This window comes from Nocardia harenae NBRC 108248, assembly GCF_001612885.1.
GTDB lineage: Bacteria > Actinomycetota > Actinomycetes > Mycobacteriales > Mycobacteriaceae > Nocardia > Nocardia harenae.
In genome coordinates this window covers 630,456-642,259 of sequence record NZ_BDBH01000007.1, presented here as the reverse complement: position 1 = coordinate 642,259, position 11,804 = coordinate 630,456, and the positions used below count along the sequence as shown (strand labels likewise).

Here is an 11,804-nt window from a genome sequence, read left to right as displayed (position 1 = left end):
GAAAACCGCGCCCATGACCGAGTCCGCGACGCACACCACCGACCCCACCCCCCGCCGCCGGGAGCCCGCCCGGCGGCCGGTGCGCAGCACCTACCGGCTACAGCTCCGGCCGGACGCGCTGACCTTCGCCGACGCCAGGTCCATCGCGGAGTACCTGCAGCAGCTGGGGATCTCGCACCTCTACCTCTCGCCCATCCTGACCGCGGTGCGCGGCTCGACGCACGGCTACGACGTCACCGACCCGACCACGGTCTCGGCGGCGCTCGGCGGCCCGGCCGGGCTCAAGGCGCTCTCCGACGAGGTGCACACCCGCGGCATGGGGCTGATCGTCGACCTGGTGCCGAACCATGTCGGGGTCGGCGACCCACGGCAGAACAAGTGGTGGTGGGACGTGCTGCGGCACGGGAAGGGGTCGCAGTACGCGCACTGGTTCGACATCGACTGGAGCCAGGGCAACGGCGCGGGCGGGCGGCTGGCGCTGCCGGTGCTGCAGGGCGAGAACGACCCGGCCGCGCTCGGCGTCGACCGCTCCGGCCCGGAACCCATGCTCAGCCTGCACGACATGCGGTTCCCGATCGCGCCGGGCACCGACGGCGACAACGCGCTTCGCATCCACGACAAGCAGCACTACCGGCTGGTGAGCTGGAAGTCCGGGGTCTGCACCTACCGGCGCTTCTTCGCGGTCAGCGAGCTGGCCGCGGTGCGGCAGGAGGACCCCGAGGTCTTCGAGGCCACGCACCGGGAGCTGGCGGCGTGGTGCGAGCACGACCTGATCGACGGGGTGCGGATCGACCACCCGGACGGCCTCGCCGACCCCATCGGCTACCTGCACCGGCTGCGGAAGCTGCTCGGCCCGGACCGGCTGCTGCTGGTCGAGAAGATCCTGGCCAATCGGGAGCCGCTGGACCCGACGCTCCCGATCGACGGCACCACCGGCTACGACGCCCTCGCCGACCTGGGCGGCGTGCTCATCGACCCGGCGGGCGAGCCCGCGCTCACCGAGCTCTCCCGGCGCTTCACGGGGCACGGCAGCGACCGCTCCTGGATCGGCGAGACCGAGCACCGGATCAAGCGCGCGGTGGCCGAGACCATCCTCTCGCCGGAGGTGCGGAGGCTGGTGGCGGCGATCAAGCAGGACGCCGACACCCCCGGCTTCGACACCATGGCGCTGACCAACGCCACCATCGAGGTGCTCGCCTTCATGCCGGTCTACCGGGCCGACTACAGCCCGCTGGCCGGGATGACCGGCGCCGTCGTCGCCGAGGTGGAGCGGCGCAACGCCGAGCTCACCGCGCCGCTTCAGGTACTGGTCACCGCGCTGGCCAGGGACGGCGAGGCGCAGATCCGGTTCGACCAGGTGTGCGGGGCGATGACCGCGAAGGCGGTGGAGGACGCCATGTTCTACCGCGCGGTCCGGCTGATCTCGCTGCAGGAGGTGGGCGGCAGCCCGGCGCGGTTCGCCCGCTCGGTGAACGAGTTCCACCTGGCCAACAGCGAGCGGGCGCGGCGCTGGCCCTCCTCCATGACGACGCTCTCCACCCACGACACCAAGCGCGGCGAGGACGTGCGGGCCCGGATCGGGGTGCTCTCCCAGGTCGGCCATATCTGGGCACGCCGGGTGCGGGCCTGGCAGGAGGCGACCCCGGGCCCGGACGGCGCGACCGCGCTCTTCCTGCTACAGAACATGTTCGGGGTCTGGCCGGCGGACGGCCGCCCGGCCTCCTCGGTGCCCGGGCTGCGCGAGCGGATCCACCAGTACGCGGAGAAGGCGATCCGGGAGGCGGGCACCCGCACCTCGTGGGAGGACCCGGACACCGAGTTCGAGACGGCGGTGCACCGCTGGCTGGACGCGGTGATCGACGGGCCGGTGGGGTCCGGGCTGAACGACCTGGTGCACGATCTGGCCCCGCACGCCTGGTCGGACGCGCTGGCGCAGAAGCTGCTGCAGCTCTGCGGCCCCGGCGTCCCCGATATCTACCAGGGCTGCGAGCTCTGGGAGGACTCGCTCGTCGACCCGGACAATCGGCGCCCGGTGGATTTCGCGGTGCGCGCAGGCATGCTGCAGTCGCTCACCACGACGCCGGCGCCGGACCCCACCGGCGCGGCCAAGATGTGGGTGGTCGCCTACGCGCTGTGGCTGCGGCGGGAGCGCCCCGAGTGCTTCGTCGGCGGCAGCTACCTGCCGGTGCACGCCATCGGCGAGCAGGCCGGGCACCTCATCTGCTACGGCCGCGGCAAGCCGGGGCGGCTGCCCGAGGTGCTGGTCGCCGCCACCAGGCACAGCGTGAAGCTGCAGCAGACCGGCTGGGCGGACACGGTGCTCGACCTGCCCCCCGGCGTCTGGACCGACCGGCTCACCGGCGAGACCTTCCAGGGGCGGGCACACCTCGGGAAGATCTTCGACCGGTTGCCGGTGGCGCTACTGGTGCGCTGACGCCCGGCGCAGCCCCAGGTACTGCAGGGCGGCGAAGGCGCCGACCACCAGCGCCTGCAGCACCGCCCAGACCGCGCCCGCCGCGGTGACGCCGAGCGCACCGGCGAGCAGCGCGACCACGCTCGCCACCGCCCAGGCGGCGTTCACCGCGATCACCGCGCCCGCGGCGGCGGCCGGGATCCGGGCGAGCTGCCCGACGGCGGCGACCGCGACGGCGTACACGATCAGGAACACCCCGATCGGGATGCCGAGCCCGCGGTCGAGGCCGAGCAGCGATTCGATCGGCCCGGCCAGCGCCAGGTAGGCGAGGCCGTTCACCCCGGTGACGGCGGCATCGGCGCGCAGCGCCAGCCGCAGCAGCCGGTCGCCGGGGGCGAGCAGCCCGGTGTTCGTCATGACAGAACCTCCTCGGTTCGATGCGGGAATCACGCGGGGACCTGGTCGAGGAAGCCGTAGACGGCGCCGATCCGGCCCTCGGCCAGCACGGCGACGTCGAAGCCGATCACCACCGGCGCGGCCCCGGCCGGGCCCAGCTCCCAGGTGAAGCGCACCTGGTCGTGGTGGCCGTCCGGCTCGCCCGCCAGCCGGAACTCCCAGCCGGGGAACTGCGCCTGCGCGGCGGCGATGCCCGCGTCGATCTCGTCGTGGCCGCGCACGGCCATGAGCGGGTCGGTGTACTCGGCGTCGGCGGTGAAGGCCCTGGTGATGGCAGCCCGGCGGGCCGCCGGGTCGGTGGTGTTCCACGCCGCCAGGTACTGCGCCACGATCTCGTTCACGATTTCTCCTCTACCTGCTGTTTCAAGGTGTGAGGGCTACGTTATGGCGGGCCGGGGGTACGCCGAATCGGTCGCCTATAGGTACTTTTCGGGGATGCCGACCGCACTTCTGGGCCGCGCGGCCGAGCTCGCCCGCATCGACGCCCTGCTGGCCGCCGCGCGGGCGGGCCGCAGCGGCGTGCTGGTGCTGCGCGGCGAGGCGGGCATCGGCAAGACCGCGCTGCTGGAGCACGCGGCCGCCGCCGGGCTGCCGACGGTGCGCGGGGCCGGGCTGGAGTCCGAGGCCGAGCTGCCCTTCGCCGCGCTGCACCTGCTGGTCCGCGGCGCCGACCTGGGCGCGCTGCCGCCGCGCCTGCGCGCCGCGCTGGACGGCGCCTTCGGCCTGGCCGAGCACGACCCCGCCGACCGCATGCTGATCGGCCTCGCGGTGCTCTCGCTGCTCGCCGAGGAGGCGGCCGACGGCCCGCTGCTCTGCCTGGTGGACGACGCGCACTGGCTGGACCGGGCGACCGCGGAGACGCTGCTCTTCGCCGCCCGCAGGCTGGACGCCGAGGGCGTCGCGCTGATCTTCGCCACCAGGGCGGGCGACCACGACTTCCCGGCGCCGGGGCTGCCCGAGCTTCCGGTCGGCGCGCTGCCGCCCGAGGTCGCCGCCGCGCTGCTGGACGCCGGGCACACCGGGCTCGCGCCCACCGTGCGCTACCGCGCGCTGGTCGAGTCGGCGGGCAATCCGCTGGCGCTGCTGGAGCTCCCGGCGCTGCTCGCCGCGGAGATCCCCGGCGCCGAACCGGATCAGCCGCTGCCGCAGTTGCTCCGGCAGGCATTCCACGGCCAGGTCGCCCGGCTGCCCGCGGCCACCCGCACGCTGTTGCTGGTCGCCGCCGCGGCGGGCGCCGCCGACCTGGGCACGGTGCTGCGCGCCGGGGCGGCGCTGGGTGCGGGCCCGGCCGAGCTGACCCCCGCGGAGCAGGCCGGGCTGGTGCGCACCGGCACCGGCGGCGTGGTTTTCCGGCACCCGCTGCTGCGCTCGGCGGTGTACCAGGGTGCGGCGCTGCCCGAGCGGCTCGCCGCGCACCGCGCGCTGGCCGCGGCCGCCACCGGCCCGGAGAACGCCGATATCCGCGCCTGGCACCTGGCCGCCGCGGCCACCGGCCCGGACGAGGAAGTCGCCGCCGCCCTGGAACGCACCGCCGAGCGGGCCCGCAGGCGCAGCGGCTACCACGGCGCGGTGGCCGCCTACGAGCGCGCCGCCGCGCTCAGCGTGCACGACGCGGCCAGGGCGCGGCGGCTGCTGCCCGCCGCCGAGACCGCCGCCGAGGCCGGGCTGCTCGACCTCGCCCGCCGCTCGGCCGAGCGCGCGGCGGCGGTGGCCGCACCGGACCCGGCCACCCTGGCCCGGCTGGACGTGGTGCGCGGACTCGCCGAGTTCGGCGCGGGACGTCCGGCGGCGGCGCACCGCCTGCTGCTCGGCGCCGCCGCGGCGACCGAACCCACCCGCGCGGCCCGCATCCTGATCCAGGCGGTACACCCCGCCTGGTACCTCGGCGACCCCGAGATCACCGCGGTGGCAGCGGCTTTCGCGCGGCTCGAGCTGCCGAAGGGCGACTCGGTGGCGCCGATCGCCGGGTACATGCTCCCCGCCCTGCGCAGCACCTACACCACCGACCTGCGGGAGGCCGCCGCCACGGCCGGGCGGCTCGGCGCGGACAGCCCCCGCGACCTGGTGCAGCTGTGCGGCGCCGGGCTGGTGGTGGGGCAGGACGACCAGGTCGGCGAGCTGGCCGCCGAGCTGATCGCCGAGTGCCGCGAGCAGGGCCGCATCGCCCTGCTGCCACCGCTGCTCTTCTTTCGCGCCGAGGCCGAGCTCTTCGGCGGCAACCCGGCCGAGGCGGCGGTGGCCGGTGCCGAGGGGCTGCGCATCGCGCAGGACGCCGGGCTCGGCCAGTGGGTGAGCCAGCACCACGCCTTCCGCGCCTACCTGTCCGCGCTCGCCGGTGACGAGCGGGCGTGCGAGAACGCGGTGGCGGCGGTCGGCGGGGCCACGGCACCGGGCGCCACCTGGGCGGAGGCCGCGCAGGGGCTGCTCGACCTCGGCCTCGGCCGGGTGGCGAACGCCCTGCACCGGCTGACCGCGCTCACCGAGGGGCCGGTGCGGCACCACGTGGCCGCGGTCCGCGCGCTGCCCGACGTGGTCGAGGCGGCGGTGCGGCTCGGCGAGCCGGACCGCGCCGGGGATGCCGTCGAGCGGCTGGCCGAGTGGTCCCGGCGCAGCAATCAGCCCTGGGTGGCCGCACTGGAACAACGCTGCCTGGCCCTGCGCACCGGCGAGGAGCGGCACTACCGCGCGGCACTCCACCTCGGCGCCCGCCCCCTGGAGCAGGCCCGCACCCGCCTCCTCTACGGCGAATGGCTACGCCGGGCCAAACGCAAGACCGAGGCCCGCACTCAGCTGGAACCGGCCGCGGCGACCTTCGACCGGGCGGGCGCCACCCCGTGGGCGGCGAGGGCACGCACCGAACTCGCGGCACTGGGCGGCGCCGCCCCCGCGCCCGGCCCCGGACCGCTGGCCCGCCTCACACCCCAGGAATTGCAGATAGTCCGGCTGGCCGCCCGCGGCCTCTCGAACCGGGATATCGCGGCCCAGCTCTTCCTGAGCCCGCGCACGGTGGGCCACCACCTGTACAAGGCGTACCCGAAGCTGGGCGTGGCCGCCCGCAGCGAACTGAAGGCCCTACCGCTGGAGCCGGGGTGACACCGCGGCGAGCACCCAGCGTCCTGCGGCCAGCCCGGCCCCGCCGAGCACCGCGACCGCCGGCGACCCGGTGACGAGCAGCAGAATCAGCAGCGCGACGAGGCCGAGCGCGAGAGCCTCCAGCTTGAAAATCGGCCACGGCACCCCGGCGAGCAACACCGTTGGCCGCTCGGCGATCCGGGAATCGGGGTGCACCGCTGTCATGTCTTCACCATAGCCGCGAGGAAGTTTTCGGTCCACCGAACTTTTCTGTTTCGTGTGTCACGGGAACAGTCCGGCCCGCTGTGCGAGTTACTGGTTGCATGCCTCTTACAGGAGAGTACGAACCAAGCACGTCCGGCTGGGCCAGGGAGCAGGCGGAGCAGTACGAGAACTCCGGCGGCACCGAGGCCACCACGCTGCGCGGGGTCCCGGTCGTCCTGCTCACCACCCGCGGCGCCAAGACCGGCAAGTTGCGCAAGACCCCGCTCATGCGGGTCGAGCACGGCGGCGAGTACGCGGTGGTGGCCTCGCTCGGCGGCGCCCCCAAGCACCCGGTCTGGTACTTCAACATCAAGGCCGACCCGCACGTCGAGCTGCGCGACGGCACCGAGACCAAGGACTACACCGCGCGCGAGGTGACCGGCGAGGAGAAGGCCGCCTGGTGGGAGCGCGCGGTCGCGGTCTGGCCGGACTACGCCGACTACCAGACCAAGACCACCCGGGAAATCCCCGTCTTCGTGCTCGAACCGCGCTGACCAGCCCGGACGGCCGCCACCCGGCGCGCGCGGCGCGCGCGCCGGGTGGCACCATGGACCGGGTGTCCAATCCGCTTCCGGTACTCGAGCCCCAGTCCAGCACGCATCCGGCACTCACCGCTGCCGAGATCGACCTCGCGGCGGAGCGAATTCGGCACATCATCGAACCGACGCCGCTGCAGCACAGCCCGCGGCTATCGGCGCTCACCGGTTCGACGGTGTACCTGAAGCGCGAGGATCTCACCGCGGTCCGCTCCTACAAGCTGCGCGGCGCCTACAACCTCATGGTCCAGCTCACCGCCGCCGAGCGCGCCGCCGGGGTGGTGGCCGCCAGCGCGGGCAACCACGCGCAGGGCGTCGCCTACGCCTGCCAGGCCATGCGGGTGCGCGGCCGGATCTACGTGCCGACCACGACACCGAAGCAGAAGCGCGATCGCATCCGGGTGCACGGCGGCGAGTTCGTCGAACTCATCGCGATCGGCGAGAACTTCGACGCGGCCGCCGCGGCCGCCGCCGACGACGTGGCGAGCACCGGGGCCACCATGGTCCCGCCCTTCGACGATCCGCGCACCGCGGCCGGGCAGGGCACCATCGCCGCCGAGTTCCTCGCCCAGCTGGAGACCGCGCCGGACCTGGTCGTCGTCCCGGTCGGCGGCGGCGGCTGCCTGGCCGGGGTCGGCACCTACCTGCGCGACCGCTCCCCGCACACCGGCATCCTCGGCGTCGAGCCGGCGGGCGCCGCCTCGATGACGGCGGCGCTGGTGGCGGGTGGCCCGGTGACGCTGCCGGAGATCGATCCGTTCGTGGACGGCGCCGCCGTCCGGCGGATCGGCGCGGTGCCGTTCGCCGCGGTCGCCGAGTTCGGCGGGCGGGTGGTCTCGCACGGTTCGCTGCCGCTGCTCGCGGCACCGGCCGGGGGCACCGGCGCGGGCGATTTCGGGCTCATGCAGATCGACGAGGGCGCCATCTGCACCGCCATGCTGGAGCTGTACCAGAACGAGGGCATCATCGCCGAGCCGGCCGGCGCGCTCGCCACCGCCGCGCTCGCCGAGATCTCGGTGCCGCCCGGCTCGACGGTGGTGGTGCTGGTCTCCGGCGGCAACAACGACGTCTCCCGGTACAACGAGATCATCGAGCGCTCGCTGGTGCACCAGGGGCTCAAGCACTACTTCCTGGTCGACTTCCCGCAGGAGCCGGGGGCGCTGCGCCGCTTCCTGGACGAGGTGCTCGGCCCGGACGACGACATCACCGTCTTCGAGTACGTCAAGCGCAACAACCGGGAGACCGGGGCCGCGCTGGTCGGCATCGAGCTCGGCGCCGCCGACGGCCTGGACGCGCTGCTGCAGCGGATCGCGAGCTCGCCGATCAACTGCGAGCGGCTCGACCCCGGCTCCCCCGCGTACCGCTACCTCACCTGACCCGGCCCGCCCGCCGCCCGCTCACGCCGCGGAGCGGGTGGCGGGGGCGAGCTCGGCCGGGGCGTTGCGCACGCAGCCGACGATGAGCGGGAGCAGCCAGGCGACGGTGGAGATGTCGAGGCCGAAGAACGGCAGCGTGAAGCGGTTGTGCACGAAGCCGACCGAGATGCCGGAGCGCGGGTCGGCCCAGCCGAACGAACCGTTCAGCCCGATGTGGCCGAAGCCGGTGTGCCCGCCGGGCACCGGGATGGAGTGGTACCCCAGGTGCCACATCATCGGCAGGTAGAACAGCGCGTGGTCCAGCTGGTAGCTGCGCACCTTGCGCATCTCGTGCAGCGTGTGGCCGGAGAGGTAGCGCTCGCCGCGCACCACGCCGTCGCCCGCCAGCGCGCCGTACACGGTGGCCAGGGCGGAGGCGGTGCAGACGCCGTTCGCGGCGCCCTGCTCGGTCTGCAGCAGCGAGGGCTGCGCGCCCTCCAGGATGGCCTCCAGCCCGGGGACGAAGAGGCAGCGCACGGCGGCACCGACCACGCCGGGGATGCCGTGCCCGCGGCCGAGCACCACTGACGCGATGGGGTTGCGGGCGGCGCTCAGCTGGCTGCCCGCCATGGGCGCGTACCGGGTGGCCGAGCCGGGGCCCGGGTAGCCGAGGTGCAGCCCGTCGCGAATGCCGAGCGGCTCGGTGACCTCCTCGCGGAAGAGCTGCCCCATGCTCTTGCCGGTGACCGAGCGGGCCAGCCCGCTCATGAGCCAGCCGTAGGTGAGCGCGTGGTAGGTCGGGGTGCCGAGCAGGTGGTCCGGCGCGGCGGCGGCGAGGCGCTGCTCCATGAGCTCGTGGTCGAGCACCTCGGTGGTGTTGCCTGCGACCTGCCGCAGCGCGGAGAGCCCGGCGCGGTGCGTCATGAGCTGCTCGACCGTGATGGCGGCCTTGCCGTTGGCCCCGAACTCCGGCCAGTACTCGGCAACCGGGGCGTAGTAGTCGATGAGCCCGCGGTCGGCGAGGCGGTGGATGACGGTGGCGGTGATGCCCTTGGTGGCGGAGAAGACCAGGGTGCCGGTCTCGGCGGTCCAGGGCCGGTCGCCGCCGTAGCCGGTCCAGATGTGAGCGAGTGGTTGTCCGTGCCGGTACACCGCGAGCGCGGCCCCCGCGTCCCTGCGATGGCCGAAGACCCGCGCGAAGGTGCGGATCAGCGGGGCGAACTCGGTGCCGGCGCTGCCGCCGACACCGTCAGGTAGCTCGGCGCAATCGCCGGCGGAAGCAACGGTGCTCATAGAACAACGGTAGTCGCGCGTTCCGGCTCCGGCAATCGTCCGTCCGAGACGGTGATTCAATCGTTCTCGCAGGCCAGCAGCGCGAAAGAGTGGCCGGGGAGCACCGTGCCCGCGGTGCCGGGCGCGCTGTCCGGCTCGGCCGAGGCCAGTACTGTGATACCGGTCACCGGTACTACCACCGGCTCGGTACCGAGGTTGCAGGCCAGCTCGAGGCCGCCGCGGGCGACCACGATCCAGTTCTCGGCCCGGCTGTAGCGGACCGCGTGGTCTGGGATCCAGGTGCCGGTGAACTCGGGGCGCAGCCTGCGCACGGCGAGCAGGTCGCGGTAGAGCTCGAGCAGCCGGGCCCCGGCCGGGTCGGCGGATTCGGTCCAGTCCAGCTTGCTGCGGGTGAAGGTCGCCGGGTCCTGCGGATCGGGGACCTCATCGGTGGCCCAGCCGTGCTCGGCGAACTCCGCCCTGCGGCCGGTGGCGGTGGCGGCGCCGATCTCCGGGTCGGTGTGCGAGGTGAAGAAGAGGAAGGGCGTGCGCGCGCCCCACTCCTCGCCCATGAAGAGCATGGGGGTGAACGGGGCCAGCAGCACCAGCGCGGCCTTGATCGCCAGCTGGCCGTCGGTGAGGTTCATGGACGGCCGGTCGCCGATGGCCCGGTTGCCGATCTGGTCGTGGTCGCAGGTGTAGCCGAAGAGCGCCGACGGCGGCGTGGTGGCGCGCTCCACCGGCCGCCCGTGCCTGCGCTCGCGGAAGCTGGAGTACGTCCCGGCGTGGAAGAACCCGCGGGTCAGCGTGGTGGCCAGGCACTCCAGGCTGCCGAAGTCGGCGTAGTAGCCCTGCCGCTCGCCGGAGACGGCGGCGTGCACGGCGTGGTGGAAGTCGTCGTTCCACTGTGCGGTGAGGCCGTACCCGCCCGCCGCGCGCGGGGTGATGAGCCGCGGGTCGTTGAGGTCGCTCTCGGCGACCAGGGTGAGCGGGCGGCCGACCCGGGCGGCCAGCACCGCGACCTCGGTGGCGAGCTCCTCCAGCAGGTGCGCGGCGGTGCGGTCGACCAGGGCGTGCACCGCGTCCAGGCGCAGCGCGTCGATATGGAAGTCGCGCAGCCAGCGCAGGGCGTTGTCCAGGATGTGCCTGCGCACGTGGTCGGAGCCGGGGCCGTCCAGGTTGAGGCTCTGGCCCCAGGTGTTGCGGCCGTCGGTGAGGTACGGGCCGTACCTCGGCAGGTAGTTGCCGGAGGGGCCGAGATGGTTGTAGACGACGTCCAGCGCCACCGCGAGCCCCCGCGCGTGGCAGGCGTCGACGAAGCGCTGCAATCCGGCCGGGCCGCCGTAGGACTCCTGCACCGCGTACCAGAGCACACCGTCGTAGCCCCAGTTGTGCGTGCCGTCGAAGGCGTTCACCGGCATCAGCTCGACCGTGGTGACGCCGAGGTCGACCAGGTGGTCGAGCTTGCCGACGGCGGCGTCGAAGGTGCCCTCCGGGGTGAAGGCGCCGATGTGCAGCTCGTAGAAGACCGCGCCCGGCAGCCCGCGGCCGGGCCAGGCGGCGTCGGTCCAGAGCTCCGGGTCCGGGCTCCAGAGCGCCGAGCGGCCGTGCACGCCGTCCGGTTGCCGGGGCGAGCGCGGGTCCGGCAGCACGGTGGGGTCGTCGTCGAGCAGGAAGCCGTACCCGGCGCCGGGGGCGGCCGGGACCTCGGCCCGCCACCAGCCCTCGTGGTCGCGATGCATGGGGTGCACCTCGCCGTCGAGATCGAGACGGACCTGATCCGGCCGGGGCGCCCACACCTCGAAGAGAGTCACCCGGCCAGGATTCCACGTCCGAGGCTCGCGTGCCGAGCACGGGAAAGGCCGCCGGTCCGTGTGGACCGGCGGCCTCGTGACCCGTGCGGTGGGCGGGTGGGCGGGCTGACACGCCGCCCCACCGCCGGGAGTGCTACAGAATCTCGATCTGCAGGTAGTACTCGGTATTGCCGCGGGTCGGCGCGATATCGAGGACGTAGTTCCCGGAGAGCGGCAGCCAGACCTCGGTGTAGGTCTCCTCGATGGCGAGGATGGTGCCGTCCGGGGCGATCAGGGTGAAGGCCGCGTTGTCCTCGACCGAGCCGAGCCCGGCACTGAACAGCTGGCCGGAGCGGGCCTCCAGGATGTACGTGTCCGAGTCGCCGCGGACCACGGCGCCGCCGATGCCGCCGCTGCTGGTGCCCGGCTGCAGCTTCAGCTCGGTGAAGACCCCGGCGGCGGCCGATCCCGACGCACCCGCGATGGTCAGCGCGGCGGCGGCCGCCAGCGCGGTGAACGCGAGGGCCAGCAGCCGGAACTGGGCGCGAAGGACGTTCATTGTCTTACTCCTGTGTGTCTCGGTCGGTGTTGAGAAAAGAATGCGGTCCTCCGCTTTTCGCCCCCTTAACGTTCGGTCAACGTC

At 73.8% G+C, this 11,804-nt stretch carries 10 protein-coding genes; 4 read left to right on the top strand and 6 right to left on the bottom strand.

Annotated elements, in window-relative coordinates:
- Positions 1–13 precede the first annotated feature (13 nt).
- The gene (treY, locus tag NH2_RS18505) at positions 14–2,434 is read left to right on the top strand and encodes a malto-oligosyltrehalose synthase (RefSeq protein ID WP_067655384.1); all 2,421 of its coding nucleotides are present in this window, start codon (positions 14–16) and stop codon (positions 2,432–2,434) included.
- Here the strand turns inward: treY and NH2_RS18500 are convergent.
- Both NH2_RS18500 and NH2_RS18495 read right to left on the bottom strand, forming a co-directional pair.
- Positions 2,420–2,830 (bottom strand): hypothetical protein, encoded by a 411-nt coding sequence (locus NH2_RS18500; RefSeq protein ID WP_067655381.1) that lies wholly within the window; start codon positions 2,828–2,830, stop codon positions 2,420–2,422. The two genes, treY and NH2_RS18500, sit on opposite strands and share 15 nt — an antisense overlap.
- A gap of 29 nt (positions 2,831–2,859) precedes the next feature.
- Positions 2,860–3,210 (bottom strand): nuclear transport factor 2 family protein, encoded by a 351-nt coding sequence (locus NH2_RS18495; RefSeq protein ID WP_067655378.1) that lies wholly within the window; start codon positions 3,208–3,210, stop codon positions 2,860–2,862.
- Between the two features lie 94 nt (positions 3,211–3,304).
- On the opposite strand from NH2_RS18495, the gene NH2_RS18490 reads away from it, so the two are divergent.
- Positions 3,305–5,962 carry an AAA family ATPase gene (locus NH2_RS18490; protein WP_067655375.1) on the top strand — a complete coding sequence of 886 codons (2,658 nt, stop codon included), beginning with the start codon at positions 3,305–3,307 and terminating at the stop codon, positions 5,960–5,962.
- On the opposite strand, the gene NH2_RS18485 is transcribed toward NH2_RS18490, so the two are convergent.
- Positions 5,942–6,166, bottom strand: coding sequence for a hypothetical protein (locus NH2_RS18485; RefSeq protein ID WP_067655371.1), 225 nt, complete (start codon positions 6,164–6,166; stop codon positions 5,942–5,944). The genes NH2_RS18490 and NH2_RS18485 overlap by 21 nt on opposite strands.
- A 98-nt stretch (positions 6,167–6,264) precedes the next feature.
- On the opposite strand from NH2_RS18485, the gene NH2_RS18480 reads away from it, so the two are divergent.
- Together NH2_RS18480 and ilvA are read left to right on the top strand one after the other, a co-directional pair.
- A complete protein-coding gene (locus NH2_RS18480; RefSeq protein WP_067655368.1) occupies positions 6,265–6,699 on the top strand; it encodes a nitroreductase family deazaflavin-dependent oxidoreductase in 435 nt (144 codons plus the stop codon).
- A 53-nt stretch (positions 6,700–6,752) separates the two neighbouring features.
- Positions 6,753–8,117: a threonine ammonia-lyase IlvA gene (gene ilvA, locus NH2_RS18475; protein WP_084505641.1), complete on the top strand. Its 1,365-nt coding sequence runs from the start codon at positions 6,753–6,755 to the stop codon at positions 8,115–8,117.
- A 21-nt stretch (positions 8,118–8,138) separates the two neighbouring features.
- Here the strand turns inward: ilvA and NH2_RS18470 are convergent, their stop codons facing one another.
- The 3 genes from NH2_RS18470 to NH2_RS18460 all read right to left on the bottom strand — a co-directional run bounded on the left by NH2_RS18470 (position 8,139) and on the right by NH2_RS18460 (position 11,720).
- The gene (locus NH2_RS18470) at positions 8,139–9,389 is read right to left on the bottom strand and encodes a serine hydrolase domain-containing protein (protein ID WP_067655365.1); all 1,251 of its coding nucleotides are present in this window, start codon (positions 9,387–9,389) and stop codon (positions 8,139–8,141) included.
- A 56-nt stretch (positions 9,390–9,445) separates the two neighbouring features.
- On the bottom strand, positions 9,446–11,182 hold the full coding sequence (gene treZ / locus NH2_RS18465; protein WP_067655361.1) for a malto-oligosyltrehalose trehalohydrolase: 1,737 nt from the start codon (positions 11,180–11,182) through the stop codon (positions 9,446–9,448).
- Positions 11,183–11,315: 133 nt separating this feature from the next.
- Positions 11,316–11,720, bottom strand: a complete 405-nt coding sequence (locus NH2_RS18460; RefSeq protein ID WP_067655358.1) for a hypothetical protein — start codon at positions 11,718–11,720, stop codon at positions 11,316–11,318.
- Positions 11,721–11,804 lie beyond the last annotated feature (84 nt).

Bases quoted from the DNA above. Each gene is read 5' to 3' on its own strand.
- treY (WP_067655384.1), top strand. From the start codon at position 14: ATGACCGAGTCCGCGACGCACACCACCGACCCCACCCCCCGCCGCCGG.
- NH2_RS18485 (WP_067655371.1), bottom strand. From the start codon at position 6,166: ATGACAGCGGTGCACCCCGATTCCCGGATCGCCGAGCGGCCAACGGTG.
- NH2_RS18460 (WP_067655358.1), bottom strand. From the start codon at position 11,720: ATGAACGTCCTTCGCGCCCAGTTCCGGCTGCTGGCCCTCGCGTTCACC.
- NH2_RS18490 (WP_067655375.1), top strand. From the start codon at position 3,305: ATGCCGACCGCACTTCTGGGCCGCGCGGCCGAGCTCGCCCGCATCGAC.
- NH2_RS18480 (WP_067655368.1), top strand. From the start codon at position 6,265: ATGCCTCTTACAGGAGAGTACGAACCAAGCACGTCCGGCTGGGCCAGG.
- ilvA (WP_084505641.1), top strand. From the start codon at position 6,753: ATGGACCGGGTGTCCAATCCGCTTCCGGTACTCGAGCCCCAGTCCAGC.
- NH2_RS18500 (WP_067655381.1), bottom strand. From the start codon at position 2,830: ATGACGAACACCGGGCTGCTCGCCCCCGGCGACCGGCTGCTGCGGCTG.
- NH2_RS18470 (WP_067655365.1), bottom strand. From the start codon at position 9,389: ATGAGCACCGTTGCTTCCGCCGGCGATTGCGCCGAGCTACCTGACGGT.